At 64.1% G+C, this 26,059-nt stretch carries 23 protein-coding genes; 12 read left to right on the top strand and 11 right to left on the bottom strand.

Annotated features, from left to right (window positions below; translation table 11 throughout):
* The first annotated feature begins 167 nt into the window (after positions 1-167).
* The 3 genes from AC07UC_RS12600 to AC07UC_RS12590 are packed head-to-tail and all read left to right on the top strand — an operon-like array spanning position 168 to position 3,909.
* Positions 168-1,784, top strand: a complete 1,617-nt coding sequence (locus tag AC07UC_RS12600) for a GMC family oxidoreductase (protein WP_494905982.1) — start codon at positions 168-170, stop codon at positions 1,782-1,784.
* Positions 1,781-2,995 carry a mandelate racemase/muconate lactonizing enzyme family protein gene (locus tag AC07UC_RS12595; RefSeq protein WP_494905980.1) on the top strand — a complete coding sequence of 405 codons (1,215 nt, stop codon included), beginning with the start codon at positions 1,781-1,783 and terminating at the stop codon, positions 2,993-2,995. The genes AC07UC_RS12600 and AC07UC_RS12595 overlap by 4 nt, the downstream gene beginning before the upstream one ends.
* A complete protein-coding gene (locus AC07UC_RS12590; RefSeq protein ID WP_494905978.1) occupies positions 2,992-3,909 on the top strand; it encodes an NAD(P)-dependent oxidoreductase in 918 nt (305 codons plus the stop codon). Before AC07UC_RS12595 ends, AC07UC_RS12590 begins: the two co-directional genes overlap by 4 nt.
* Before the next feature lie 93 nt (positions 3,910-4,002).
* Here AC07UC_RS12590 and AC07UC_RS12585 read toward each other — a convergent pair whose 3' ends face one another.
* Positions 4,003-4,941, bottom strand: coding sequence for a diacylglycerol/lipid kinase family protein (locus AC07UC_RS12585; RefSeq protein WP_494905976.1), 939 nt, complete (start codon positions 4,939-4,941; stop codon positions 4,003-4,005).
* Between the two features lie 743 nt (positions 4,942-5,684).
* Between AC07UC_RS12585 and AC07UC_RS12580 the strand changes: the two genes are divergently transcribed.
* The 4 genes from AC07UC_RS12580 to AC07UC_RS12565 all read left to right on the top strand — a co-directional run bounded on the left by AC07UC_RS12580 (position 5,685) and on the right by AC07UC_RS12565 (position 9,030).
* Positions 5,685-6,119: a DUF4383 domain-containing protein gene (locus AC07UC_RS12580; RefSeq protein ID WP_056578846.1), complete on the top strand. Its 435-nt coding sequence runs from the start codon at positions 5,685-5,687 to the stop codon at positions 6,117-6,119.
* A gap of 6 nt (positions 6,120-6,125) precedes the next feature.
* Positions 6,126-7,256 (top strand): hypothetical protein, encoded by a 1,131-nt coding sequence (locus AC07UC_RS12575; protein ID WP_494905974.1) that lies wholly within the window; start codon positions 6,126-6,128, stop codon positions 7,254-7,256.
* Positions 7,257-7,374: 118 nt separating this feature from the next.
* A complete protein-coding gene (locus AC07UC_RS12570; RefSeq protein WP_494905972.1) occupies positions 7,375-8,373 on the top strand; it encodes an alpha/beta fold hydrolase in 999 nt (332 codons plus the stop codon).
* A gap of 135 nt (positions 8,374-8,508) precedes the next feature.
* Positions 8,509-9,030, top strand: coding sequence for a hypothetical protein (locus AC07UC_RS12565; protein WP_140774712.1), 522 nt, complete (start codon positions 8,509-8,511; stop codon positions 9,028-9,030).
* Positions 9,031-9,034: 4 nt separating this feature from the next.
* On the opposite strand, the gene AC07UC_RS12560 is transcribed toward AC07UC_RS12565, so the two are convergent.
* The 3 genes from AC07UC_RS12560 to AC07UC_RS12550 form a co-directional block, all read right to left on the bottom strand.
* Positions 9,035-9,658 (bottom strand): hypothetical protein, encoded by a 624-nt coding sequence (locus AC07UC_RS12560; RefSeq protein WP_140774713.1) that lies wholly within the window; start codon positions 9,656-9,658, stop codon positions 9,035-9,037.
* 47 nt (positions 9,659-9,705) lie between these two features.
* The gene (locus AC07UC_RS12555; RefSeq protein ID WP_494905969.1) at positions 9,706-11,352 is read right to left on the bottom strand and encodes an FAD-binding oxidoreductase; all 1,647 of its coding nucleotides are present in this window, start codon (positions 11,350-11,352) and stop codon (positions 9,706-9,708) included.
* A 424-nt stretch (positions 11,353-11,776) separates the two neighbouring features.
* Positions 11,777-12,019, bottom strand: a complete 243-nt coding sequence (locus AC07UC_RS12550) for a DUF1344 domain-containing protein (protein ID WP_027047290.1) — start codon at positions 12,017-12,019, stop codon at positions 11,777-11,779.
* A 429-nt stretch (positions 12,020-12,448) separates the two neighbouring features.
* Between AC07UC_RS12550 and AC07UC_RS12545 the strand changes: the two genes are divergently transcribed.
* Positions 12,449-12,943 (top strand): YegJ family protein, encoded by a 495-nt coding sequence (locus AC07UC_RS12545; protein ID WP_494905967.1) that lies wholly within the window; start codon positions 12,449-12,451, stop codon positions 12,941-12,943.
* Positions 12,944-12,956: 13 nt separating this feature from the next.
* Here AC07UC_RS12545 and AC07UC_RS12540 read toward each other — a convergent pair whose 3' ends face one another.
* A complete protein-coding gene (locus AC07UC_RS12540; RefSeq protein WP_494905965.1) occupies positions 12,957-13,907 on the bottom strand; it encodes a hypothetical protein in 951 nt (316 codons plus the stop codon).
* Positions 13,908-14,117: 210 nt separating this feature from the next.
* Positions 14,118-15,173 carry a CapA family protein gene (locus AC07UC_RS12535; RefSeq protein WP_494905963.1) on the bottom strand — a complete coding sequence of 352 codons (1,056 nt, stop codon included), beginning with the start codon at positions 15,171-15,173 and terminating at the stop codon, positions 14,118-14,120.
* Between the two features lie 172 nt (positions 15,174-15,345).
* On the opposite strand from AC07UC_RS12535, the gene AC07UC_RS12530 reads away from it, so the two are divergent.
* The gene (locus tag AC07UC_RS12530) at positions 15,346-16,602 is read left to right on the top strand and encodes a hypothetical protein (RefSeq protein ID WP_494905961.1); all 1,257 of its coding nucleotides are present in this window, start codon (positions 15,346-15,348) and stop codon (positions 16,600-16,602) included.
* A gap of 177 nt (positions 16,603-16,779) precedes the next feature.
* Here AC07UC_RS12530 and AC07UC_RS12525 read toward each other — a convergent pair whose 3' ends face one another.
* Entirely contained in the window at positions 16,780-17,979 is a 1,200-nt protein-coding gene (locus tag AC07UC_RS12525) for a clavaminate synthase family protein (protein ID WP_494905959.1), read from the bottom strand.
* A gap of 100 nt (positions 17,980-18,079) precedes the next feature.
* Between AC07UC_RS12525 and AC07UC_RS12520 the strand changes: the two genes are divergently transcribed.
* Positions 18,080-19,009, top strand: a complete 930-nt coding sequence (locus tag AC07UC_RS12520) for a LysR family transcriptional regulator (RefSeq protein ID WP_494905957.1) — start codon at positions 18,080-18,082, stop codon at positions 19,007-19,009.
* A 30-nt stretch (positions 19,010-19,039) separates the two neighbouring features.
* On the opposite strand, the gene AC07UC_RS12515 is transcribed toward AC07UC_RS12520, so the two are convergent.
* Genes AC07UC_RS12515 through AC07UC_RS12500 form a run of 4 tightly spaced genes read right to left on the bottom strand, consistent with a single transcriptional unit; the run spans position 19,040 to position 23,906 of the window.
* Positions 19,040-19,318, bottom strand: a complete 279-nt coding sequence (locus AC07UC_RS12515; protein WP_494905956.1) for a hypothetical protein — start codon at positions 19,316-19,318, stop codon at positions 19,040-19,042.
* A 23-nt stretch (positions 19,319-19,341) separates the two neighbouring features.
* Positions 19,342-20,277 (bottom strand): hypothetical protein, encoded by a 936-nt coding sequence (locus AC07UC_RS12510; protein WP_494905954.1) that lies wholly within the window; start codon positions 20,275-20,277, stop codon positions 19,342-19,344.
* On the bottom strand, positions 20,277-22,982 hold the full coding sequence (locus tag AC07UC_RS12505; protein WP_494905953.1) for a spermidine synthase family protein: 2,706 nt from the start codon (positions 22,980-22,982) through the stop codon (positions 20,277-20,279). The genes AC07UC_RS12510 and AC07UC_RS12505 overlap by 1 nt, the downstream gene beginning before the upstream one ends.
* A 54-nt stretch (positions 22,983-23,036) precedes the next feature.
* Entirely contained in the window at positions 23,037-23,906 is an 870-nt protein-coding gene (locus AC07UC_RS12500; protein ID WP_494905952.1) for a protein-L-isoaspartate O-methyltransferase family protein, read from the bottom strand.
* On the opposite strand from AC07UC_RS12500, the gene AC07UC_RS12495 reads away from it, so the two are divergent.
* The gene (locus AC07UC_RS12495) at positions 23,905-24,105 is read left to right on the top strand and encodes a hypothetical protein (RefSeq protein WP_494905951.1); all 201 of its coding nucleotides are present in this window, start codon (positions 23,905-23,907) and stop codon (positions 24,103-24,105) included. The two genes, AC07UC_RS12500 and AC07UC_RS12495, sit on opposite strands and share 2 nt — an antisense overlap.
* A 318-nt stretch (positions 24,106-24,423) precedes the next feature.
* A complete protein-coding gene (locus AC07UC_RS12490; RefSeq protein WP_494905950.1) occupies positions 24,424-26,052 on the top strand; it encodes a DUF2778 domain-containing protein in 1,629 nt (542 codons plus the stop codon).
* Positions 26,053-26,059 lie beyond the last annotated feature (7 nt).

Genomic DNA, 26,059 nt, shown 5'->3' with positions numbered 1-26,059 from the left:
CATAAGCTGTCGACCCCATGCATATCAAGCGCGATTGTCGGGATTCCCCGCAACTCGACCCGGCATCCCAGTCGCATTTTTCACAACGCATGCCGGAAGGCGCGGCGACGCGGCGAACCCGTCGCGTCTAGGCTGCGGCCAGATTTCCGGAGCCACCCATTTCCATCATGCAGACTTTTGACTTCATCATCGTCGGCTCCGGCTCGGCTGGCTCGGTGCTCGCCGACAAACTCTCGGCCTCGGGCCGTTTCTCGGTGCTGGTGCTGGAAGCCGGCGGCACGGACCGCCGTTTCTACGTGCAGATGCCGCTTGGCTACGGCAAGACCTTCTTCGATCCCGCCGTCAACTGGAACTACAAGACCGAGGCTGATCCCGGCCTTGGCGGCAATGTCGACCATTGGCCGCGCGGCAAGCTGCTCGGCGGGTCGAGCTCGATCAACGCCATGGTCTGGATCCGCGGCGCGCGCGAGGATTTCGACGACTGGCGCGCCGCCGGCAATCCCGGCTGGGGTTATGACGATTTGCTGCCCGCCTTCAAGGCGCTCGAGGACAATGAGGCGGGCGCCGATAGGTGGCGCGGCACCGGTGGCCCCCTGCACATCAGCAACACGGCCAACGCCGTCCACCCGCTGACCAAGCGCTATCTCGCCGCCGGCCAGCAGGCCGGCCTGCCGCTCAACCCTGATTTCAATGGTGCTGCCCAGGAAGGTGTCGGCACCTACCAGATCTCGACCAGGAACGGCCGCCGCATGTCCGCCGCCCGCGCCTTCCTGCGCCCGGCCATGAAGCGCGCAAACGTCCGCGTCGAGACCAACGCACTGGCGACCCGCATCCTGTTCGAGGGCAAGCGCGCCGTCGGCGTCGAATATCTGCAGAACGGTCAGACGAAGACGGCTCGCGCCGGCCGCGAAGTCATCCTGTCAGCCGGCTCGATCAACTCGCCGCAGCTCATGCAGCTTTCCGGCATCGGTCCGGCGGCTTTGCTCAAGGGGCTGGGCATCCCGGTCGTCCATGCCAACGAGAATGTCGGCGCCAATCTGCAGGACCATGTCGGCATCAACTACACCTTCAAGGGCAATGTGCCGACACTGAACCAGATCCTGCGCCCGTGGTGGGGCAAGCTGCTGGTCGGCATGCAGTACATCCTGACCCGCTCCGGTCCGCTGTCGCTGTCGATGAACCATGGCGGCGGCTTCTTCCGCACCGACCCGGCATTTACGCGCCCCAACATGCAGCTTTATTTCCAGGCGTTCTCGACCGTCATCCCGAAGAGCGGCGAGCGGCCGATCCTGACGCCTGATCCCTGGCCGGGCTTCTCAATCGGCCTGTCCAACTGCCGTCCGTCGAGCCGGGGCGAGATCATGATCCGCTCCAGCAATCCGCTGGAATATCCAAGGATCGTCGCCAACGCCTATTCCACCAACGCCGACGTCGAGGAGATGCTGGCGGCGGTGAAGTTCGTGCGCAAGATCGCCTCGATGCCGGCCATGGCGGAAATCATTCGGGAAGAGGTCCTGCCCGGCCCGTCGATCCAGTCCGACGCCGACCTGATCACGGATTTCAGGAAACGCTCCGGCACCGTCTATCACCCGGTTTCGACCTGCCGCATGGGGCCTGATCCCTCGCGCTCCGTCGTCGATCCGCGCCTCAAGGTGCATGGGCTCGAAGGCCTGCGCGTCATCGACGCCTCGATCTTTCCCGACAACATAACCGGCAACACCAACGCCGCCTCGGTCATGACCGGATGGAAAGGCGCAGAACTGGTTCTGGAGGACCAAAAATGAAGATCACCGACGTCAAGACCTGGGTTGTCGGCAACCCGCCGCCCGGCATCGGCGGCAAGTATTTCATCTTCGTCAAGCTGACCACCGACGGCGGCGTGGTCGGCTATGGCGAGGCCTACAACGCCACCTTCTCCGCCCATGTCACCGCCAAGCTGGTCGAGGACATGGCCGAACGCTATCTGATCGGCCACGATCCGCACGACATCGAGAACTTCTTCCGCCGCGCCTATTCCTCCGGCTTCACCCAGCGTCCCGACGTGACCGGCATGGGTTGTTTCTCGGCACTCGAAATGGCCTGCTGGGACATCGTCGGCAAGGAAGCCGGCAAGCCGGTCTACAAGCTGCTCGGCGGCCAGGTGCATGAGACGCTGCGCTCCTACACCTATCTCTACCCGCACACCGGCAGTGTCCATTCCGAGGACGCGCCGGACGGCAGGAACGTCTACAACGACCCCGAAATGGCGGCCGCCTGCGCGCTCGAATATGTCGAGCAGGGGTTCAATGCCGTCAAGCTCGACCCGGCCGGTCCCTACACCGCCTTCGACGGCCACCAGCCGCGCCTGCTCGACATCGATGTCTCCACCCGCATGGTCAAGGCGATCCGCGAGGCGGTGGGAAACCGAGCCGACATCCTCTTCGGCACGCATGGTCAATTCACCGCTTCCGGCGCGCTGCGCATGGCCCGCGCCATCGAGCCCTATGATCCCCTGTGGTTCGAGGAGCCGGTGCCGCCCGACATGCCGGAGGTTATGGCCCAAGTTGCCCGCGCGACCTCGATCCCGATCGCCACCGGCGAGCGGCTGACGACCAAGTTCGAATTCGCCCGCGTCATCGAGAACCGCGCCGCGACCATCCTGCAGCCGGATCTTGGCCGCTCCGGCGGCATTCTCGAAACCAAGAAGATCGCCGCCATGGCCGAGGCCTATCACATCCAGATCGCGCCGCACTGCTATTGCGGGCCAATCGTCGGTGCCGCCAACATTCAGCTGGCGGTGACGCTGCCCAACTTCCTCATCCTGGAATCGCTGAAGCAGTGGGACGGTTTCCACGCCACGCTGCTCAAGAAGAAGATCGAGTGGCAGGACGGCAATGTCATCCCGTCGAAGGAACCGGGGCTGGGCGTCGAGCTCAACGAAGCGGTGTGCGAGGCGCATCCGTACACCGGCAAGGACCTGCATCTGCAGATGATGCAGACGCCGTTGATGCCGTGAGCGAAAGCTACGCCTTCATCGGCCTCGGCCATCTCGGCGGCAACCTTGCCGCCAGCCTGATCCGCAACGGCTTTGCGGTCACGGTCTTCGACCGCGACCCGGCGGCGGTCGAGCGCCTCGTTGCGCTCGGCGCCACCGCCGCGAGCAGTCCCGCGGAAGCGGCCGCCCGCGCCGGCAACGCCATCTCTTGCCTGCCCTCGCCAAAGGTCAGCGAAGCAGTGCTGGCCGGCCCAGGCGGGTTGCTCGAAGGCCTGCCGGCGGGCGGGACCTGGATCGAGATGTCGACCAATGGCCGCGACGAGATCGTGCGGCTTGCCGCCCTCGCCTCGGCCAGGGGCGTGGAGACGCTGGAGTGCCCGGTCACCGGCGGCGTGCATCTGGCGGCGGTTGGAAAAATCACCGCCCTGGTCGGCGGCGATGCCGCGCTCTACGAACGCCATCGCGCGGCGATCGAGGCGATGTGCGCGCGCTCCTTCCTGATGGGGCCGATCGGCTCGGCGGCGGTGATCAAGGTCATCACCAACATGCTGGCCTTCATCCATCTCGTCGCCGCCGGCGAAGCGCTGATGCTGGCCAAGCAGGGCGGGCTCGACCTTGCCCAATCCTATCACGCCATCGTTGCCTCCTCCGGCAACAGCTTCGTCCATGAGACCGAAAGCCAGCTCGTCCTCAACGGCTCCTACGACATCGGCTTCACCATGGACCTGGCGCTGAAGGACCTTGGCTTCGCGCTGGGCATGGCCGAACAATCCGGCGTGCCGCTCGACCTCGCCACGCGCGTCAACGCGATTTTTGAGCAAGGCAAGGCGGCTTATGGCGGCGGCGCCTGGTCGACACAGATCGTCAAACTGCTTGAGGATGCCGTTGGTACCGACCTGCGCGCGCCGGGTTTCCCGGCCAAATTGGAAATCTGACCAGAAGCCAGAAAACAAAGCGATTTCAATAGTTTGAATCGATAGCCGGATTCAGGTTCGAAAACACTTGAATCAATCTGGCAACGCCTTGATTCAATATCTGAGCGTCAGCGCACCAGGCAGGATCTCGAAGGTTGCCGGTATGCGCCCGGGCGACTCGCCGTCTATGTCGACCAACGCGTCGTTCTCTGCCCCATCACCCAGCGGTTCGACAACCACTTTCTTGCCGCGCAGGATCGTGATTGCCGGATGGTTGCGATGCCGGCCGCCATAGAGCAGCCTGATATCCCAGATCAGCTTCAGCTTGCCCGCCGCGCGCAGGATGACGATGTCGAACTCTCCGTCGGTCAGTTCGGCATCGGGCGCGATCATCATGCCGCCGCCGAAGAACCTGCCGTTGGCCACCGCCACCAGCGCCATGCGTGCTTCGACAGGTGTGCCGTCGTCGACCGTGATCCGGACATCCTGGAAGCGGTAGCGGATGAACTCGACCACGGTGCGCCACAGGAACAGCGTCTTGGCCGACATCTTGCCCTTGCGCTTGTCGGCATTGACGGCGCGGTCGGTAGCGCCTGACAGGCCAAGGCTGGCGATGTTGATGAAGTGGCGGCTCGCCAGCGCCCCATGATCGTCGATGTAGCAGATGCGGCCGGCATCTATAGCCCTGGCCTTCGCCTCCGCGATCCGCTTCAGGGTCGCGTCCACCGCCTTCGGCAGACCGAGCCCGCGCGCGAAATCGATACCGGTGCCGCATGGCAGAAGGCCGAGTTCGGTCGTCCTGCCGCTCTCCTGGAATGCCTGCAGCAATCCATCGGCCACCTCGCTTGCCGTGCCGTCGCCGCCGGCAGCGATCACCAGGTCAAAGCCACTTGCCGCGAGGTCGATCGCCAGGCGTTCGGCGTCGCCCTCGGCCTGCGTCTCGCGCAGCTCGAAATCGCCAAAATGCTTTTTCAGCGAGGCGGCAACGTCAGGCCAATGCCGCTTCAGCCAGCCGCCACCGGCAATCGGATTGAGAACCACCCCGACCTTCAATGCATATCCTCCCCCGGACGGCGCCTTGCAGGCGGCACCCGATCCTTTGCCGGCATTGAAACCCGCCCCCGCCGGCGGAGCAAGGGGCGCTGTCGTTGCGAGCGTTGAAAAGCGGGCAGGCTGTCTAAGACAGCCAGCGCCGGAATTCCGGGCTTGTGGCAAACGGTCCCCGATAATCCCGCTATCCACAGGCCCTTGGCCATTCCCCGAGACCCTTACCCGGCGTACGTTAAACCCATCTCAGGCGGCTACCGATCGCCAAGCCGAAAGGCGGAAGTGAAAGGCGGATTTCCTGAGGCCCGTACGGCCCGAAGCGAGAGCAGGCTTGCCTGTTTTGAGGGACGGTAGCCGAGACCTACGGGGCCGCGGAAAGCGTGCCAACGCCGACGGCGGACCGATGCTGCCATGAAGGACGGCAAGAACCTTCGATGGCACGCAGGGCAAGGCCTGCAAGGGCCAAGACCGGCGTGGTCTGGAACGGACGCTGCCTTCGGGTGGTGGCTGGCAGGACCGTCAAAATCAAGGCCGGCATGGCGCGACGACTTTACGGAAGTTGCTGCCGCGACCGTGTCCTGATCTGACAGGGAGGCGCTGGGAGAAATCCCGGCGCCGACTGTCTTTGAGGTCTATTCCCACAATTTTTACGGTGTTTTCGGCTGGGGCTGCAACCGGCGGCAAAATCGGCTAACGTTCGATGTCGTCAGAGTCCGTTTGAAAACGAGCTCGTAGAAGGGGGAGACTTCATGACGCTCATCCAGAAGCTTGCCGTTGGCTATGCCTTCCTGTTCTTCGCCGTCGTTGCCATCGGCTACATACCGGCGTTCAACGATGCCAACGGCAATCTGTTCGGCCTGTTCTCATTGCAATGGTACGACGACCTGCTGCACGCCTTCTCCGGCGTCTGGGCGCTGGCCGCTGCCTTCATCTCGCATCGCCAGGCGGTGTTCTATTTCAAGCTGTTCGGCTCGGTCTATCTGTTCGACGGCGTGCTCGGACTGATCACCGGTTCCGGCTGCCTCGATGCCGGCATCTTCATCAACGGCTTCCGCTCCCTCAACGACATCGAATTCCCCGCCCGCTTCTTCGCCAACCTGCCGCATATCGTCATTGGCGGCTTCGCCGTCTATGTCGGCTTCTGGCTGTCGAAGCGCATACACGACCACTTCGCCACGGCCTGACCGGCCATGTTCGTGTTCCGCTGGCTGAAGCGCCTCATCAAGACGATCCTCTGGCTGATCGTCATCGTCATCCTGATCCCGGTCGCGGGGCTCGCCTACGGCTTCCTGACGACCCCGTCGCTCGACAAGACGCCGCTGCCCGGCATCGCCGATGGCGCGCCACCCAAGGCGCTGGCCGACAAGGTCCGCGCTGAGATCCCCGGCTACCAGCGGCCGGAGGAATCGACTTTCCTCACCTATCCGGAATGGGCGATCGTCTACGCCGCGCGCGAATATGCCGGCTTCATCGCCAAGGACCAGCCGAGCGGCTTTCCCTACTGGTCCTATGTCGGCCGCTTCTGGCAGGACTACGCCACGGTGATCCGCGCCAGTTCTCCCTACAAGTTCAACTACGCCAACCACCAGATGCTGGTCATCATCGGCACCAGCCACTCGATCGAGCATATATTGCAATGGGCCTATGAGAACACGGTCGGCCGCATCACCGAGGCGACATCGGCCAAGCGCACCGCCGCCGACATCTACCAGGCCAAGGTGGCGGCCGAATACGCAGGCTTTCTCGACCAGGTGCCGTGGTACCAATTCCCTTATGGGGAGAAACGCGCCGGCCTGTTTGCCGTGCAGCCTGCGCCAGGAGACAGCTCCGTACGCACCAGCGAGCGCAAGCTCGCCTTCGGTCTCGCCGACACCATCAAGCAGGGCTATGCCGACCTGATAAAGCAGGCGCTCGGCGCGACCTCTGACCCGGCCTTCCTCGACATCCATGTCTGGGCCAAGGGACCGGTCGGCGAGGCCACCCGCAACGAGCCCGACACCTTGCTGGAACGCGACATGGGAGCCGACGGCACCGTCTTCGTCACCAAGCGCTATCAGGTCTTCACCGACATGATCCCGCGCCTGATCGACAAGGGTGTCTCCTTCGTCGAGATCGGCGGCAATGACGAGATCATGGTCACAATGCTCTCGACCGACGCGATCGCCGTTCCGGAAGGCATGCGCATCCTGTTCAGCTATCCGCTGCCGGCCGACACCGCGACGCGCCGCACCGGCATGGTCGTTGCCGTGCGCAAGCTGCATCTGGTGCTGCCGTCACTGATCAAGGCCGGCGCCAGGCTCGAACACGTCTACGACTACTGAGGCGATAGCCCAATGCATGTCGCCCAAAAGTGACCTCGGTTTTGGGAGAACGACATGCATAAAAACAAAGATCTAAAGCGCGTCGCATGAATCCGTTTCAACGCGACGTGCTTTAGCCATGCGTCGACTGATCCGGATTGTCGGCTGGCTCGCCCTCACGCTGGTCGTGCTGATCGTTGTCGCGCCCGTCGGCTTTCGCGGCGCCGCGGCCTTGCGCGAAACGCGGTCACCACAGGAGGCCGCTCCGCCGGGAGCCTTGTTCGCGACCGTCGGCGGGCTGAAGATGCACTATCAGGTCTGGGGCCCGCAGGAAGGGCCACCGCTGCTTCTGTTCCACGGCACGGTCTCCTGGGCCGAAACCTACCGCGATATCGCCGCTCCGCTGGGCGAACAGGGCTTTCGCGTGATCGCGGTCGATATGCCGCCCTTCGGCTATTCGGAAAGACCGGCCAACCAGGACTATTCGCGCGCCGCCCACGCAAAGCGCGTCCTCGGCTTCGCCGACGCGCTCGGCCTTCGCCATTTCAGCGTCGGTGTTCACTCCTATGGCGGCGGCGGTGTGATCGAGGCCGCTTTCTCGGCCCCGGATCGCATCGACGCGCTGATCCTGCTCGACGTGGCGCTTGGCCTCGGCCAGACCGAGGCGCCGGCCTTGCCGTTCGCCTCCCTGCTCGACAGGGACTGGCCGCGCCAGCTCCTGACCGCCTCGACCTTTACCAATCCGTTCATGACCGCATTCGGTTTGCGCCAGTTCATCGAGAATGACGATCTCGTCACGGCGGAGCGCATTGCGATCTACACGCGCCCGTTGAACGTCGAGGGCACCACCAATGCCGTTGGCCACTGGCTGCTCAGCGGCCTCTACAATGACGAGCGGAAATCGCTTGCCGCCAATCGGGCGAATTATCGCGCCTTCATGCCGCCGGTTCTCGTCATCTGGGGGCGAGATGACACGACCACGCCCCTCGCACAGGGCCAGGAGATCGCCTCGCTGTTTCCACATGCCGAGCTGGCCGTTCTCGATGGCGTCAACCACATCCCGCAGGTCGAGCGCCCGCAAGACGTGGTGCGGCTGATCGCCAATTTTCTCAAACGGAGCTTGCCGGCAGCCCAATAGACACGCGCCGCCATGCTCATTCCACAATCGCGGCCAAATCCCGCCTTGTTCGCGCGCGATGGAGGGTGCAAGCCGCCTGAAAGCCCGGCATGCACCTGAATGGGCGCCCGGGCGGCATCTCGAAGGGACAAGACCGTGATCAAGACCGCCCTTGTCGCCATGACCATTGTCGGCTGCGACTGCGACGCCAAACTGTGCGAATATATCGGCGAGACGCCCGCCAAATGGTCGACCATCGCCGAATGCGAAGCCGCGATGAAGAGCCAGATCTTGCACGAGCGCAACTTCGACTATCCGCTGGTCTCCGGCATCTGCCGCGCCAAGGGTTCGTCGTCGTCCTCGCATCTGGCCGCGATTGCATCCCAGCCGGAACTGAAGCCGGCCAGCAGGGTCGTCAGGACAGAAAGCCCGCTGCCGCCGGAACTGAGCCATCGGCCGAGCGTCCCGGTCGGCTCGCCGACGACGGCGGTCGAAGCGGACGCTGCCCGGCCTGTCGCCTATGAACAGGTGGTCGATGGCGGAACCGGCGTGCTCTATCGCACCAAGAACGGCTATGCCGTGGTCAAGACCGATCTCGGCCGCGCGGCTTCCGCGACCGCCGACGCGGCCAAACGCTCGGTGAACTGGCTGGCCGGCCTGGTGCCGACGGGACTGTAGCCCCCTACATCTTCAGCTTCAGGCTCTCCCAGAACTTGTCGATCAGCGGCTGTTCGGTGGCCGCATCCTCGCCGGCGACGCGCGTGATGAACAAGAGCCCCTGATCGGCGAGGCCGTAGCCGACGATCTCGAAATGAGCGGTATCGGTGCGCGTCTTCACCTCGGCGCGGATGCCGGTCAGTTCCTTGCCGTCGGCAAGCTTGCGCGTCGTCGGCTGCTGCGTCAGCTCCGCACCGGCCTGCACCGATTCCCTCGTCATCTCCTGCAGCATCAGCTGGTTGAGCGACACCGGGTTCATCTTGCCGTATTCCTGCACCACGACGATCGTGCCCAGCGCCGAGGCCATCAGATATTGCGTGATGTTTTCGCCCAGATCGGTCTTGGTCACCGAAATGCCGCTTGGATGGACGAAGGAGAAACTGTCGCCGGAAAAGGTGGCAAAGTCGTTGCGCTCGAGCGTCACCTTGCTCTGCTTGCCGCCTGGCAGCGTAATGGTCGTGCTCTCACCGGGATCGATATCGACCGCCACGCCGTCGATGGTCAGCCTGAACGCCTTGAGGTCCTCGGCCCCTGCCGGTCCAGCGCACAGCGCGATAAGAGTGAGGGCTGCCGCTGATACCATACGCATTGATTGTTCTCCTGCTCTATTCCTGAGCAGTTCCCCAGGGAAGCGCTTCACACTTTTCCTGGAACTGCTTCCTGCGCCACCCCGCTCAGCGCCTTGATGGCACGGTAGAAGGTCGAGGAAAACAGTTCCGTAGGGTCATGTTGCCGCTTCGCCGCCAGGAAGGCCGGCAGTTCGGGATAGGAGGCCAGCAACTCCCTGGCCGTGTAATGCAGCTGGTAGGGCAGGAAGAAGCGCCCGCCATGCTTGATCGTCACATCGACCAGCGCCCGTGTCAGCGCCCGCATCCTGGCATTGCCGTCGGCATCGGTGGGCTGGTTGATGTAGAGCACCAGCGAATAGGCGGGCTCCGGCGCGTAGGTCAGCGCCACATCCTCCTTGTGGACGATGCGCACCGAGGCATTGAGCACCGGCAGTTGCTGGTTGCGCAGGATCTCACGCGCTTCGCTGATGAACCCGACATAGGCAGCGCGTGGAATAAAATATTCGTGCAGGATGTCGGTTTCGTCAGCCAGATCGTTGAACAGATACGGCACCGAATCGTGCATCGGATTGTTGCGGGTGACGAAGCAGGCCTCGCCTTGCGCCATGGCGGAGGTGCGCGCCACCGTGCAGCTTTCGAACTTCGGCTCCAGCGTCTTTTCGGTGAACCACTTCAACTCCTGGAACACGCTGCCCCATTTCGCCAGATTGATGATCACCCGCTTCAGTCCGACGCCCTCCGGTTCGCCGATTTCAGGCTGGCCGGCCGGCGGCTGGTCGGCCACCTTGTCGTAGCGATAGACGATCATGTCCTCGAGGAAATTGCCCGGTGCCGTCGACAGGTGACCGTAGAACAGGCCGATATCCTTGTTCGGCTCCAGCACCTCGGCGAAGAATTTCGGGAAATCGTCGGATTTGATCATTTCGCGCGAGGTGCGGTAGACGGCGTTGTCGACGATATCGAGCGTCGCCTCCAGCACCACGCCGAACAGGCCGTAACCGCCGACGACATGGCGGAACAGGTCCGTGTTCTCGCTCGGCGAGCACGTGGACACCGACCCATCGGCCAGCATCACCCGCATGGAGCGGATCGAGCCGGCCACTGAGCCCGCCTGATGGTCCATGCCATGCGCGTTGACCGACAGCGAGCCACCGACCGAAAAGATGTCGGTCGATTGCATCGCCTTCACCGCGAAGCGCGGATGCAGCAGGTTCTGGATGTCATGCCAGCGCGCGCCCGGCTGCAAGGTCATGGTCCTGGCCGCGGCGTCGACGGTGACCTTGTTGAATTTCCTGAGGTCTAGCACCAGGGCGTTGTCGTCGAAGGCATGCCCGCCCATCGAATGACGGATGGCGGCCAGCGATACTTTCAGCCCGTTGGCGCGTGCGAAGGCCAACGCCTTGGCGATATGATCTTCCTCGCTGACCTCGACCACGCCATAGACCGGCGTCCGCGACAGGCCGCTGGCATCATTGATATCGCCGCCCCTGGCCGACCAGGGCAGCGAGGGGTCATAGGCTGGCGGACTGGCGATCGGCTTCAGCGGCAGGGCAATGCCGTCGATATCGGCGATGCGTCCGGCATTCTTCGGCCCGGAAGGCCCGCGCGCCAGCCGCGCCATGGTGGTGCCACCCCACAGCACCGCGCCGCCGACCACCGCCGCGCCGAGCACCAGCCGGCGCGACAGGCGAAACCCTTTATGTTCGTCAGCCATGCGGATCCCCCATTGCCCAAGGGATAGCGCGGCTCTTTGGCGAAAACCATAGGGGCGCCAGGCAGAGCCATGGCGCCACTTCGGCAACAGGGCGGCTGATGTTGCGATATCACAGGGCTAGTCTCGCACGTTGCGCTGCCCTCATCCGCCTGCTGGCACCTCTCCCTGTTTACGGCAGGGCTATCAGATATGGATTCTTTCGAAGAGGGACCCCCACCCTAACCCTCCCCACAAGGGGGAGGGAACGCTGCCGCGCGCCCTGACATCTTCCTGATCAAGCCTCGGTAACTTCCTGAAATCAGCGCTTACAGAGTCCCTCTCCCCCTTGTGGGGAGGGGTTAGGGGTGGGGGTACGTGCCGGGCAAACCTTCGAGAAGTTTCATATGCGATTGCCCTACCGTGAACGGGGAGAAGGGAGAAGCCTCTACGAAGCCTTCTTGATCGACGTCACCATGCCGGTCTTGTCATCGACGGTTACCGCCACCTTGGCGCCGACCTTCAATTTGCCGATCTTCGCTTCCGGCGACAGCTGGTAGATCTTGCCGTCGTCGAGCGTGATCGACTTGGTCGTCGGATCGACCGCCTGGATGGTGCCCTGGACGGACGCGGCATAGGCCGTGCCGAGGAAGGCGAGCAGAGCGGCGGTGGTTGCGAGGGTCTTCTTCATCGATAGCACTCCGTGCTGTTTCAATTTTCCGGGTCGCCTTGACTGGGCCGGACGACCCGAAACTGAAACGGAAAGCCTGCCGCCCGCAAATCACATTCGGTGAATTTTAGCAAAGGAAATCATAGGCTTAATTCCGACACATTGCATGCGGCCGACGCGATTTCCAGCCGTATCGTTGGCCTCGACGCCCGCCGTTCGTCCACGAAAAGAATCGCTTAGCAGATTGCGGCGGCCCCCTCGCGGCCATCACGCAGCCGCCACAATCCACCCCGGATTGCATCACGCAACAGCCTGCCGATCTTCCATTGATACAAGTTTTGTTTCACGGATCAGCTCAACCAGGACTGCAAAAAAGGGGAAAACTCTCGCTATGGTTGCAAACTCGAAATAAATGCAGGATCATTCCAACGCTGCGACGAGGGGGCCACCATGAAACTGGCAGTTCGAACCATCATATCCCTGATGCTGGCGCTTGCGCCGGGATTGGCAGGCGCACAAGGCGCTGATCCGGGCGATGACAAGACGGTTACCTTCGCCCCGGGCGATCCTGAAATGACGGCGGCGACCGCGCATGCACTCGCCGGCCTGGATGAATTCCTCGCCCTGGCCGAAGCGCCTCCCTCCGGCACCGAGCGGTTCAAATTGAAGGTCAAGGTGCGTGACGGCAACGTCACCGAGCACTTCTGGGTCATCCCGTTCCGCCGCACCGAGACCGGCTTTGCCGGCATATTGGCGAACCAGCCGGAAGAAGTTCGCAATGTCGTCCTCGGCCAGAATATCGAATTCACCAGAGACGATGTTTCCGATTGGGGCTACACCCGGGACGGACGGCAGGTCGGCAGCTTCACCGTCTGTGTCATGTTCAAGAGAATGCCCAAGGAAGAAGCAGACTACATGCGCGGCAAATACGGATTTGACTGCTGATCGTGACGGCCGACTAGCTGGCTTCGTCTTTCACCCCGATCTTGCGCACTAGTGCTGCCGTCGCCAGCATGGCGCCCATGTCCGAGATCATCGGCGCCACATGCCTGGTGTAGTCGAGCGGCACCGAAATCTCGGGCAGCTCGAAGAAGTTCTTCGCCTGCGGCAACAGCAGGAAACCGTCGCTGCCATTGAGCGCGACGCGGGCCGGATCGTCCGGCCAGGTCTCGCCCAGCCATTTCAGCGCCTGCGCCAGCCGGCCGGTCACCAGCGGCCGTGCCGCCTCGACATTGTCGGTGCGGAATTCATAAGCCGCGTCGAGCAAGGGGGCCCCCGATGACAGCTCCTGCAGCTTGGACCCGAACAGGCCGCGGAAGAAGCCGACGACAGCGTTTGTGCGCCGCGTCGCCACCAGGATTCCCGGGAACGGCTCGACAGCCTCGAAGGCGACGATGACGCCCTTGAAGGCGGTCGATGAGCCCTTGCCGGTCCCTTCCCGCAGTTCCGCTTCGTAAAGCTCGAACGGAAACTCTTCGTAGCGGCCGGAAACGACATCGTCGAAGGCTTGCCGGTTGAAAGCCCCGACCGCCTCGCGCGGCAGCCGGTCGAACGAGTTCGGCCTGCCGCCATGCTGGTAACGCACCTCGCGGATGAAGCCGAAGATGATCGGCAGCAGCGTGTCGCGGAACGATTGCTGCAGCCGCGTCGCCGGCTTGATGGCCTGGAAGTAGAGCAGGATCGAAGCGGCGAAGCCGATGACATAGAGGAACACATGCGGCGTCGAGAACCATTGCTCGTTGGGGTCGGCGACCTTGTTGAACAGCCAGGCGATCACCACCACCGCCACCAATGTCAGGCCGACGAACAGCGGCACCCGCCAGCGCACCTGCCGCACCGCCGAGGCCCGCGCCGCCTCATAGGCCTCGATGTTCTTCCGGATGCCGGCGATGACAGTGTCATCAGGCATGAAATCCGCTGTTTCCACCGCCACCCCCGCTGCCAATACTATCGCATGATAGCTGCATTTCCGGGAAAGTCGCCAGCCGTAGGCAACGAGCGCGACCTTCCCTTCTCCCCTTGTGGGAGAAGGTGGCCTCACGAAGTGAGGTCGGATGAGGGGTGTTCCAGGGAACACCAACGTCTCACTCCGCTGGAACACCCCTCATCCGTCTCGGCGCTATCGCGCCGATCCACCTTCTCCCACAAGGGGAGAAGGGAAAACCGCGCGCAACCGCCCCTCGACCTTCCTCCTCATCGCACCGTCCAACCCCTCCACCGGCACCAGCCACTCGTGATCACGGTCCCGCAGCCGCACGAACGGATGCATCCGGTAAGCCGCTACAGCACCACGCGTCCCCTCCTCCGCGCTGACATCGACGACGAAAATCCCGCCAATGCGCCCCGGCCACGGCTGCCGGGCAAGCGCGGTGCCAAGGAAATCGCCGAGCCCGTAAGCGACGATCGCATCGCCGATCCGTTCCACCGGCTGCACCACATGCGCATGATGGCCGGCGATCAGCCCGACGCCCTGCCCGGCCAGGCGCCTGGCCAATGCCCGCGTCCCGGCGCGCGGAAAATGCCGGAACTCCCAGTCCCAATGCGGCACCGCGCAGAGAAGATCGACGCGCGGCCAGCCGGCCAGATCGCTGCCCATCGACACACGCCCGGCAAACAGGCTCTCATCTGCATTGCGCCACAGCGTGAAAGCCGCCAGGCCGACCTCCAGCGGCCCCACCTTGACCGTCTGCACCGGGCCATTGGCGGCCAGGCCGATGGTGCGGATGCCGAGCCGCTTCAGTGCCGCCACCGTCTCGTCGAAACCCGCGACACCCTGGTCGAGCACATGATTGTTGGCCAGCGAAAGCACGAGCTTTTCGCGCGCAAGACCGGTCGCGGCGAGCGCCTCGGCCAGAAACCGCTCGTTCATCGCGTGGTGCGTGCCGAGCCTCGTGCCCAGCACCGCGCTCGGCCTGTCCACGACAGGGCTTTCGCAATTGCCGATCACAAGGTCGGCGCCGCCAAGCAACGCCTTGATCACCGGGTCGCAGTCCGGCGCACGGCGGTTGGCCACCGCCGAAATGTCGCCGACGAAGGCCAGCCGCACGGTCTGTCTGGGTAGCGGCTCCATGAGCGTTCCCGACGCCGGTGCAAACCCATCAGCGCCACCGCCAAGTGACGGTTTCAGGAAACGCGGCAGCCAGGACAATTTGTAGGAAAGCGGATAGTTCGACACGCGACGCCCAATCGTTTGCCTTGTGTAGACGGTATGCCGGACAGGTTGAAGCGTGTCCGTCGACAATCGCACATCTTCGACGATGACCCGCTGGGCCACACCGACACCGACGGGCGCGACGCCACAAATGGTGTATATTTGCTCGGCGCGACACATATGTTTTGGGGGAAAGATGAACCGAATTTCGAGCCTGCTGACATCCGCCTTCATTGTGCTTTTGCCCTTGTCTTCCGCCGGCGCCGCCATGCCCGACGCGGCAACCGCGCTGTTCGAGGCGAAGACCGTGGCCGCGCGCGACAGCGCCCTGTCGACGCTGGAGGCCGCCGCGGCGAAAGATCCGGCATCGGCCTATGCCGCCGGCGCCGGCGAATTCTTCACGGCACTTGAGTTGCTCGCCAGCGGCCTGCACCGGCACGGCTTCGAAAGCCCGCAATCCTTCATGCTGCCGCTGATGCAGTTGCCCGTGCCGCCCAATCCCGACCCCGAGCCGCTGACCTACGAAGAGTTCCGCGCCATACTGGTTGCCTTCCGCGACCGGCTGGAAAAATCCGCCACCACGCTGGGCTCGGTGCCGGCCGATGCCGATATCGGCATGGTCATCGACCTTACCCATGTCGGCATCGACCTCAACGAGGACGGCACCATCGCCCCGGATGAGAGCATGGCGGCGATCATGGCCGCGCTGTCGCGTAGCAGTATCTCGCAAGGCGATAGCGCACCCGCGCTCACCTTCCGCTTCGACCGCGCCGATGGCTATTGGCTGCAGGGCTATGCCGAGTTCCTGATGGCACAGGCCGATTTCTGGCTGGCGCATGATTTCAAAAACACTTTCGATGGCTCGTTCCACATGCTGTTCCCGCGCGCCAGGCTGCCGTTGCAGGACATTCTCGTGCCGCCGCCGAGCGAGATGGGCTCGAACATCTTCTCCTCTGAATGGCGCATCGCCGATTTCATCTCGATGGTGCACATGATCAACTGGCCGGTGGTCGAGCCGGAACGCCGCAAGGCGGCGCGCCAGGAATTGCTCGAAATGATCCGGCTGTCGCGCGAGGACTGGAAGGCGATCCGCGCCGAGACGGACAATGACCGCGAATGGCTGCCCGGCCCACAACAGAAGGGCGCGAACCCGCTCACCGGCCTCGAAGTCGGCGAGGAGCAGGTACAAGCCTGGCTCGCCACCTTGACCATGGCCGAGGACCTGCTCGAAGGCCGGGCGCTGCTGCCGCATTTCCGCATCACCGGCAAGGGCATCAACATGAAGCGCTTCTTCGACGAGCCGAAGCCTTTCGACCTGGTGCTGTCGATCACCGGCCCCGGAATCGCGCCCTATCTCGAGACCGGCAGGATCCTGACCAGCGAGGATTTCGACCAGATCCAACGAGAGTTCGGCGGCGGCGGGTTTTTGACGTTCGCGCTGTGGTTTAACTAAGAAAAGTCATCTCAAGTCGAGAGGAGCGCGCTGCAAGGCGTGTTGAGATTCAGGTCAGGCCGAGTCGAAAACGGTGGGTTCCGAGAACCGGAGCGAAGCGTACTTTTGGGTACGTGAGCACCGGAAGCGCAGGAAACAATCGTTTGCAGACCGGCATCACCTGAATATCAATGCGCCTTAGAAAATCGCCCCCTGATACAGCACCGCCTCGGCCTCCTCGGGCGCGAACCGTCTGGCCAGCGACCGAAACGCGCTATGCACGCCGTCGCGGTCGATGTTGCAGCTTCTGAGATGCCGCACTGCAAGCGTTGGATCAAAGGCGCTTCGGCCATGCAGGACGCGCTGGTTGTCGAAGACCAGCACTTCGCCGGGCTGCAACTGGTGCTGGAACTGGTTCTGGGGATCGCAGATCAGCCGCGTCAGTTCGGCCAGCGCTTCGATCAACCCATCGATCCGGTCCAGGGGCGCCCATTGCGGCGCCAGGCAGCGATCATTGTAGCGGATGCCGGTGACGGCGCCCGCCACATCGAGGCTGATGACATGCGCCTCGGCGCTGAAGAACACCTCGCCTTCATGTTCGCGGTGGAAGGTAACGCCGTGCCGCGTCAAGAGATCGAACAGGTCGGGCGTGCGCGTCCGCATCCGTTCGGCGACATGAAAGCCGTCGACCATCAGCGACGTACCGCCGGCGCCGGCGCCCGTGCGGATGGCATGGAAGAAGATGAAGCCCGGCGGCGCGTAGCGGAACGGCTCGTCCGTGTGCGGGATCTGCGCCCGCGCCGTCTCGCCCGCCACCCGCGCATCCGGCCGCGAGATCAGGTCGAACACCTTGCCGTAACTGGTCTCGCGGATCGGCCCATAGCGGCCCGCGACCCGCGCCGTTGCTTCCGTCTCGGCCGGAACGCCGGTCAGCATAGCGATGCCGTGATCCCTTAGCGCCCGGAGCGACTGGAACAGCGCTTCGTCATCCGCCACCACCGCGTCGAAAGCGAAGCGGCCGAGCCGTGCGGTGAGATCGTTGTTCCAAAGTTGCGGCCGGAAACGGACCGGACCCGAGCCGCCGACATGCCCTGCCAGGAAGGTCGGATCGTAATGCGACACATGCCCGTCCTGCCAGATGGCCGTGACCTGCCCCGGCACGGAGACATCGAAACTTTCCGCATGGATTGCCTTGTCGACATCGGCCGGCGTCAGCCACCTCTTGCCCGATGCGGTGTCGCCGCATTGCTCGCATTCGCAGGCCAGCCGCAGCCAGCGCGTCGAGAGTTTCGCCGATCGGCCGTCCGCCAGCTCGACGGCAATGCGTGCGCCTTCCGCGCGCATGGCGCGGATTGGCGCGACGGCATGTCTTCGCTGTTGCTTTGGCGTGTCGAGCATCTGGTGTCCCCTGCGGTTGAATTTCTTCGACCAACCTAGGCAAGGAAAATCCAGCACTCAAACGATTTCCCTTCTCCAAGTATTGAGGTAAATTCAAAACATGATGACGCTGAGGGATCTGCCGCTTTCCGGATTACGGGCGCTGGTGGCCGCCGCCAGGGCCGGCAGCCTGACGCGCGCGGCCGAGGAGTTGGGCGTCACGCCCGGCGCTATCGGCCATCAGATCCGGCAGTTGGAAGAGCGGCTCGGCGTCAAGCTGGTGCGGCGCGAGGGCAACGGCATCGTGCTCACCCGCGCCGCCGAGGCCGCCTTGCCCGATATCGATCGCGGTTTCGATGCGCTGGCCTCCGGCATGCGCCGGCTGCGCTTCGAACGCCAGACCGAAACCTTCACCATCTCGGCCGATCCATCTTTCGCCTCGCTCTGGCTGGCGCCGCGCCTGGCCATGGTGAGGCCGGCCCTGGGGCGGCTCGAGGTTCGCATCGTCGCGTCCGTTGCGCTCGATGTAATGGCCGAGGAAGGCGTCGACCTTGCCATCAGCTATCGCAAGGGATCGGCATCCGACATCGCCTCACTCGACCTCTTCACCGAGCGGGTCATCCCCGCCTGCGCACCGGCGCAGGTCCAGGATCATGCCGGGCCGGACAGGGCCGACGTGCTGGACAGGATGCCGCTGCTGCATATCGACCCGATGATGGGCGATGATGTCTATCCCACATGGCGGGACTGGTTCGTTGCGGCGGCGCGGCAAAGGAAGGACATTGACCAGGGTCCGCGCTTCGGATTGACCATCGTCGCCGCGCAAGCGGCGATCGCCGGCATGGGCGCGCTGCTGGCCAGCGAACTGGTGCTGCGCCGCCATCTCGACGCTGGCCATCTCATCGAGATCGCGCGCGAAGTACCGGCACTGACCATCAGGCGCCGCATCGTCTGGCCCGAACACGGCCCGAAGGCGCGCCGCGCCGCGACGGTGGCGGCGGCGCTTCTGGCGGCGGCCGGCACCGGCATCGATGGCGCCCTGCCGCGATAAAACCCTGATGGATGCGGCCCGAAGCGCGCTTTAGAAAAACAGCCGCTGTAGCCGTAGAAGCCCGGCCAGGGCGCCGGCAATGAGCGCGTTCGAGATCACGCCGATCGCCGCGGTCGTCCAGGCGATGTCGCCGGACTGGCCAAGGACCATGAACGGAAATCCGGCGGCGATGACGACAATCGCCACGAGCAACCCAAGCCAGCCAACGCTTGGCCGCTTGGCCACCCGGCTGAGGAAATAGGCGATCCCGACAAGCAGTATCCTGAGCGGGTCCAATATCTGGGCAATGACGATGGCGGTCAGAAGCATGGCCGGGAACTGAACCTCCAAATCTAGCGCTGGAACCCAGGCAGCCGGGCAAGCAACCACTGCAGCGGGTTGCCGACGAAGGCGCGGGTGACGAACGTGTCGTGCGCGGCATCGGAGGCAAGCAAGGCAACCGTCCCGGCTTCGAGGCGGCGTGGCGGATCGGAACTGGCGTTAATGCCCTGGCCCGCCAGCAACTGCCTGATCTCTGCATTGCCGGAGGCCGAGGATTTGCCATAAGCGCTGACGAAGAAACGCTTCCGGTGCTGCACGATCCAGTTGGCGAAGATGTCGGCCTCGTCGAAGACGGCGTCGAGCAGGAGGACGCCGAGCAGGCGGCCGCTGATGTCGCCATTCCTGAGTACGAAAGCCGTCGGGTTGTAGCCGCCGCTATAGGCGACCAGCACCACAGGCATGGCGTCGAACCTTGCCGCCGTGGCGCCGCTCAACTTGGCCAGGCCTTGCGCTGCCTCGGCCATGAATCTGGCAAAATAGCCCGGTGTCCAGAAATTGCCGGCGCTGGAATCCTGTGCATTGCTGGCGAATTGCGGCGCCACCAGCACAGCGTTGAGGCCGGACGCTTCGACCTGCGCGACGACCCGCTGGCGCCCGACGACATCGCGCTGCAAGGTCGCGCCGTTGCCATGGAAGAACACGACGATGACCGCCGGCTTTGCCGGATCGAACCCTTTTGGCACGGCCAGCAGCGTCGAGCGGTCGGAATAGGTCTCGTCTTCCCAATAGATGCCGCCGCGCGGCGAGGTGTGGCCACGCCTCCCGTCCGCCGCCGTCACGTCGAGAAAAGGCGCGGAGCCATCGGGCAGCTTGCCCCGGTAAGGAAAGGGTGACGCCTTGAACGGCACGATGGTCGAGATGGTCTTGTGCAAGCGCGCGCCCTGGCTTGCCGCCGGAAACGCCGCCGTGGCCAGCAGTCCGGCAACGATGGCGCGCCGGTCCGGCATCAGGCCGCCACCAGCCGCACACCAGGCGCCTTCGACGGCAACAGCACGGCGAAGAAGGCCGGGATGGCGATGAGATAGGCGATCGCCGACCATTGCAGCACGGCGCTCAGCCCGAAGCTGGTGGCGATGATCGGCACGGCAGCGGAGCCGATGACCGAGAAACAGCCATTGATGCCCCAGGCCCAGACGAACAGATGCTCCTTGCCGAGCCGCGCCAGCCAGGTCATGGCGGTGGCCATCGGCATGCCCATCAGGAAGGCCGGCGGCGACACCAGCAGGAAGCAGAGCAGCAGTCGCACCGCATAGGGGTAGGCGCCGATCCGGTCGAGCACCGGCGACAGATAGAAGCCATAGGCGAACAGCAGCACGCAGACCGCCAGCAGCACGACGGGCAGCAGCGTCCTGGCGCGGTCGAAGATGCGCTCGGCGAACAGGCTGCCGAGCCCGGAAAACACCAGCATCGAGGAGATCAGCACCGAGGCCGACACGGTCGGATTGGCGAGCGCCACGGTGAAGCGGCTGATCAGCCCGACCTCGACCATGATGTAACCGAGGCCGAGACAGGCGAAATAGAGGATGGTGCCGAGCTTGCCGCGCGAGCGCGAGAACACGATGCGCCAGCCGAAAATGACCGGCAGCAGCACCAGCGATGCGGCCGTGATGCAGGCGATCCCGAGCGTCGCCCAGATCAGCAGGTAGCCCCAATCGTCCTGGAACAGGTCGAGCCGGTCCAGCGTGCGCGGCAGGTCGGCGACCTTCACATAGGCCGCGAAATAGGGCTGGTCGTTGCTCAGCGCGCGTGCGTCGAAGACATAATCGTTGGCAAGCTTCTGCCAGCCACCGGTCAAGAGCGCATGCCAGCTCATGCGCTGCAGTTCCGTCGCCGGCAACACCTGCGGGCCGACCTCACCGCCGGCGCCCGCACAGGCATCGAGCGTCGGATCGGCAGGCGCCGTCGGATCGCAGTCGGGGTTTGCGGGCGCGGTAGCGTCGGCTGGCGCCGTCGCATCGGCGGCGGGCTGCGTCAGCGTCGCGTCCTGTCCGCTGCCGAAGATCGAGGCGCGGTAATCGTCGAGCACCTTTTGCGCGCCCGAACCGTCATAAATCATTCCCGGATAATAGACTTCCTCCCAGGACATCGACCTGGTGTAGTCGCGCAGCGTCTTGATTTCGGCCTCGGTGAAGCCGCCGCGCTTGAACAGCACCGTTGTTGTCGACAGGTAGCTCGACACGGCGAAGATGTCGTTGGCCGCGCCTTGGCTGTCGAACGTCCTGGCCGCCTCGGCGATGGTCGAATAAAGCTTCAGCACCGATTTCGGTGGCTCTTCCTTGTTCCACAAGGTCACCGACAGCACGCCGCCATCGGCCAGCGCGTGCATGTAGCTCAGCATCGCCTCATGCGTGTAGGCGTATTTTTCCGAAATGGCGAAGCCGCCGGGGTTGGACAGGCCGACGCTGTCGGCGAGGCTGAGGTCGATGACGTCGTAGCGCTCTGTCGTGTTGGCGAGGAACAGTCGCCCGTCATAGTCGATCACCTTGAGCCGCGGCTCGGCCAGGATGTCGCCGGTCACGTCCTTCAGCACCGGATCGCGGAACGCCCGCAACGTCATCGGGTTGCTCTCAGCGACGGTCACCGAGGTCGATCCGGCATTGAGTGCGGCCTGCGTCGAGATACCGCCGCCGAACTGCACGACGAATGTCTTGGGCTTGTCCTTGATCACATAGGGATAGTGCATCGGCAGGTAGCGGAAATAGACCTGCTCGGCCGGCGCCAGATTGCGCATGATGCCTTCCGGCCCGTCGCCGTCGCGGTACATGCCGACATAGGTGTTGGCTGGCACTTCGGGCATGCCGAAAGCGGCATTGTCGCTCAGGCCCGGCGCGAAATGCATGTAGGAACTGGCATAGACTTGCAGGTCGCCGAATGGCGAGACGCTGCGGTAGATGCGCTTGCCGTCGGGAAAGTTGCGGGCATAGGCGACACCCTTGTACTGCGACACGGCGATGTCGGGTATGCCAAGCAGGCCGGGCAGCACGAGATAGCCTGATATCGACAGCGCCGCGACGACCACGCCGGCGACGACACTCTTCCAGGCGCCGAAGGCGAAGAACCACAGCAGCGACCCGGCCGCCCACAAAAGCAGAGGCACGACGATGATGGTTTCCGGCGCGAACAGATAAAGCGACACCAGAACCACGAGGCCGGCCAGCCCCGAGCCGGTAAGGTCGGCGAAATAGACCCGGCCGAACGCGGTGCGGCTTTTCAGGAAGACGATGCCGAGAAAGAAGGCGCCGGCCAGGAACGGCAGGAGATAGAGCAGGAAATTGGCGAGCAGCCGCCATTTCTGCGCCGGGTCGGAAACCAGGAAAATGGCGTTGAACGGCACTGTCTGGGCAATGAGGTTGGAGCCGACCGCGAGCGGGCCGATCAGCAGCAGGGCCACGGTGGCGGCACCTTGCCAATGGCGGTCGAACCAACCCTTGCCGGCGAAGATCACGACGCTGGACAGCGAGAAGCCGAGCATGGCGAGGCTGACCACCAGCGAGCCGAAATGCGACCAGCTGCCGACAGCGAAGACCCGCATCACCGCGATCTGCAGCGCGATGATCGCGCCGGCGATCAGCCCGACCGCCAGATAGTGCGCGAGCCGCGGCGCCTCCAGCGAGGCGATGCTTGGCCGAGAGGTCGATACGACAGCCGTCATTCAAGCCCCTTGATGCGGCGGTTCAGCTCAACAGGCTTGGACCGGCGCGGCAACTCATCCGTTGTGCGTGCCGACGATCTGGTCGCCTTCCAGCTTGGTGAACGGCACGAACGGCACCACCTTGCCATTGTAGATGTCCGAGCGGACGATGTTGAACGTGCCGTCGGCAAGCTGCTGCTTGATCACCTTGAGCACATGCTGGGCACCCGGCGGACCGACCGGAATGACCATGACGCCATTGGGCTTGAGTTGCTGCAGCAGCGACGGCGGGATGTGGTCGATGCCGCAGGTGACGATGATCTTGTCGAACGGGCCGACGCTCTCCCAGCCATAATAGCCGTCGGCACTGCGGCTGGTGACGGAGCCGAACACGCTGTAGCCGCGATCGATCAGCGCGTCATAGGTGCGGCGGGTGCGCTGGGCCAGCGGATTGATGATCTCGATCGTGTGTACCTTGTCGGTGAGATTGGCCAGATAGGCCGACTGGTAGCCGGAGCCGGTGCCGACCTCGAGCACGGCTTCGCCAAACTGCACGTCGATAGCCGTCGTCATGCGCCCGACGAGGTGCGGGCCGGAAATGGTCACGCCGTAGCCGATGTCGAGGAAGGCATGATCATAGGCGCGCGCCAGATTCTGCGGCAGCACGAATTCCTCGCGCGGCGTGGCGAGGAAAGCGCGCTTGTTGCGGTCGTCCAGCACGTCCTTGTTGTAGACCATGATCTGGAAGCGATCGAATCGCTCGGCCAGGAACTTCGGATCCTCGCCTCGATTGGCCACCATCCAGTCGATGAACGATTTTTTGTCGTTGAATGGGAGTTCGGCGTTGCGGTCGTAGGGGACCGGCACATTGGCCCTGACCGAGGCCGGAAGAATGGAAAACGCCGCAGCACCCGCCGACAGCGCCAAGAAGTCCCGACGCTTCATGGAAAAAGCCTCCAAAAGTGGCCTTTGCCACCCCAAAACCAAGCACTTTAATCCGATTGCACCGCCTCCCAAAACGAGTCAATGGCCGTCGGAAGGCAGCCGCCCGGCCTGGGATTTTGTGGCAGTAGGGCAACAGTTTGGCCGGTCGACGGGGCCTTTTTCAGCCGAAGCGATCGGCAAGCACCATCACCCGGCGTGATCCCGGGTGGCTTTTTGCTGATTTGGCGCAGGCCGTTTTGCTTGACTCGGCCGCCAAAAACAGGCAGCAAACTTGCTTCGGAAGGGCTGCAATACCGCGTGCATGATCGTGGACGAGCCTTTTTTGGCACAAAGTCCACGTCTCTTGGTTGGTTTTGAGAGGGATTGGTTAACCAACTTTGTCCATATTTTGAAGCAATCGGCAACCAACGACAGGCGCGGCAAACGCGTCGGGGACCACCTGGGATCACTCACAGAATGGTCGTCGCGGCTGACAAGGCCACGTACGGGGAAAACCGATTGGAGCAAGATTGGTTGCATGGCGTTGTCGAGTAAACGAAAAATAATCTGGGACCAGCGCGAGGGCGGCGAGTTCGTCGATGCGCCGCGCACCCCTTCCTTCAACCCGCAACGGATCGTCCGCTGGGTCGCGGTGCCCGGTGTCAGCGCTGCCGTCGGCCTCTGGCTGATCGGCACAATGGCCGGCCTCAGTTCCGTCGGCGCCTCGCTTTCGGCGACATCGGGCGGCCTGCCGCAGACGCTGTCCATGCCTGGCTCGCTGGCGCTGGCCGATCCGCTGAAGCAGCATTTCCTCAGATCCTCGGCGCCCTTCGTGCTCGCCAATGCCCATGGCGGCGCGCAGGCCCTGCATGACCACGCAGTGCAATGCGGCGCCAGTTGCTTCAAGCTGGCCCGCGTGAGCCCGCTGGCGGAGAAATCCGCGCGCCTCGTGGCGCAGGCAAAGCCGGAACAGCCAATTTTGAAGTCGAAGGCGCAGGAGCGTTTCGAACGCGTGGAAGCGTCGCTGTCGCCGACCAAGCTTGCCGCCGTCTTTGCCGGTGCCGGCAAGCCTGTTGCCACGGCCGACGCCCGCCCGGTGATTTCCAAGGCCGCGCCGCATATTACCGAGGCATCGCTGGTGCCCTCCGTTCAGGTCATGGCCAGCCTGTCTGATGACATGCCGGCTCCGGCAGCGGAACGTTTCGCTCGTGCCGACACCGGTTCCGTTGTCGTGCAGACCGCGCCCGCGCCGATGGGCCTTGCCCAGTCGGAGACGCCTGACAACGCGCAACTGGCGCTGGCCCTCGTGCAGTCGATGCCCGTCGAGGACGAAGCATTCGCCTCGCCGCTGCCGATGACCGAATCCTCAGCCGATGTCGCGGTTGCGCCTGTCGAGACCCAGCAGGAACAGCCCGGCGACGCCGCCTCCTTGCCGGATGCGCTGACCGACGACGTGCCGCTGCCGACCCGTCGCCCGCAATATGACGCGCCGCAACCCAAGGCCGTGGAGCAGGATGAGCCGGCTCCGCAGCCCAGGATTGCCCAGCCCAAGCTCGCCCAGCAGAAGCCGGCGCCGCAGGCAAAGCCGGTCCAGCAAGCCCAGCCTGCAAGGCCGGCCCGGGCCGGCCGGTCTGGCGAAGGCGGCGACGTGCTGGCCTACGCCAAGCCGGACACGCCCTCTGGCGGCCTTGGCCAGGCATTCAGGAACCTGTTCAACGGGCCGACCGCCGGAAGCGGGGCCGGCCACGGCGTCGCCGTCTATGACATCAGCGCCAAGACCGTCTACATGCCCGACGGCCAGCGGCTCGAGGCACATTCGGGCCTCGGCGCCATGGTCGATCAGCCGCGCTATGTCGACGTCAAGGATCGCGGCCCGACGCCGCCCAACACCTACAATCTGTCGCTGCGCGAATCCCGCTTCCATGGTGTCGAGGCCATACGCCTGACGCCGGTGAATGGCGGCAACAAGTACAACCGCAACGGCCTGCTCGCCCACACCTACATGCTGCGCGGCGGCCGCGCCGAGTCCAATGGCTGTGTCGTCTTCCGGGACTATGCCCGCTTCCTCGCCGCCTTCAAGAAGGGCAAGGTCACGCGGCTCGTCGTGGTGCCGCGCCTGAACGGATCGGCGACCCGCGTGGCGACGGACAACGCACGCGGCGCCTGACCGCGAC

Source organism: Mesorhizobium sp. GW821-FHT04C10 (assembly GCF_059420305.1).
Note: the sequence above shows the minus strand (reverse complement) of the source record. Positions and strands in the feature narration are given on the sequence as shown.

Excerpts from the sequence above, each read along its gene's own strand:
- AC07UC_RS12600 (WP_494905982.1), top strand. The coding sequence starts at position 168 with ATGCAGACTTTTGACTTCATCATCGTCGGCTCCGGCTCGGCTGGCTCG.
- AC07UC_RS12595 (WP_494905980.1), top strand. The coding sequence starts at position 1,781 with ATGAAGATCACCGACGTCAAGACCTGGGTTGTCGGCAACCCGCCGCCC.
- AC07UC_RS12580 (WP_056578846.1), top strand. The coding sequence starts at position 5,685 with ATGACGCTCATCCAGAAGCTTGCCGTTGGCTATGCCTTCCTGTTCTTC.
- AC07UC_RS12575 (WP_494905974.1), top strand. The coding sequence starts at position 6,126 with ATGTTCGTGTTCCGCTGGCTGAAGCGCCTCATCAAGACGATCCTCTGG.
- AC07UC_RS12570 (WP_494905972.1), top strand. The coding sequence starts at position 7,375 with ATGCGTCGACTGATCCGGATTGTCGGCTGGCTCGCCCTCACGCTGGTC.
- AC07UC_RS12560 (WP_140774713.1), bottom strand. The coding sequence starts at position 9,658 with ATGCGTATGGTATCAGCGGCAGCCCTCACTCTTATCGCGCTGTGCGCT.
- AC07UC_RS12555 (WP_494905969.1), bottom strand. The coding sequence starts at position 11,352 with ATGGCTGACGAACATAAAGGGTTTCGCCTGTCGCGCCGGCTGGTGCTC.
- AC07UC_RS12550 (WP_027047290.1), bottom strand. The coding sequence starts at position 12,019 with ATGAAGAAGACCCTCGCAACCACCGCCGCTCTGCTCGCCTTCCTCGGC.
- AC07UC_RS12545 (WP_494905967.1), top strand. The coding sequence starts at position 12,449 with ATGAAACTGGCAGTTCGAACCATCATATCCCTGATGCTGGCGCTTGCG.
- AC07UC_RS12540 (WP_494905965.1), bottom strand. The coding sequence starts at position 13,907 with ATGCCTGATGACACTGTCATCGCCGGCATCCGGAAGAACATCGAGGCC.
- AC07UC_RS12530 (WP_494905961.1), top strand. The coding sequence starts at position 15,346 with ATGAACCGAATTTCGAGCCTGCTGACATCCGCCTTCATTGTGCTTTTG.
- AC07UC_RS12525 (WP_494905959.1), bottom strand. The coding sequence starts at position 17,979 with ATGCTCGACACGCCAAAGCAACAGCGAAGACATGCCGTCGCGCCAATC.
- AC07UC_RS12520 (WP_494905957.1), top strand. The coding sequence starts at position 18,080 with ATGATGACGCTGAGGGATCTGCCGCTTTCCGGATTACGGGCGCTGGTG.
- AC07UC_RS12515 (WP_494905956.1), bottom strand. The coding sequence starts at position 19,318 with ATGCTTCTGACCGCCATCGTCATTGCCCAGATATTGGACCCGCTCAGG.
- AC07UC_RS12510 (WP_494905954.1), bottom strand. The coding sequence starts at position 20,277 with ATGCCGGACCGGCGCGCCATCGTTGCCGGACTGCTGGCCACGGCGGCG.
- AC07UC_RS12505 (WP_494905953.1), bottom strand. The coding sequence starts at position 22,982 with ATGACGGCTGTCGTATCGACCTCTCGGCCAAGCATCGCCTCGCTGGAG.
- AC07UC_RS12495 (WP_494905951.1), top strand. The coding sequence starts at position 23,905 with ATGGAAAAAGCCTCCAAAAGTGGCCTTTGCCACCCCAAAACCAAGCAC.
- AC07UC_RS12500 (WP_494905952.1), bottom strand. The coding sequence starts at position 23,906 with ATGAAGCGTCGGGACTTCTTGGCGCTGTCGGCGGGTGCTGCGGCGTTT.
- AC07UC_RS12490 (WP_494905950.1), top strand. The coding sequence starts at position 24,424 with ATGGCGTTGTCGAGTAAACGAAAAATAATCTGGGACCAGCGCGAGGGC.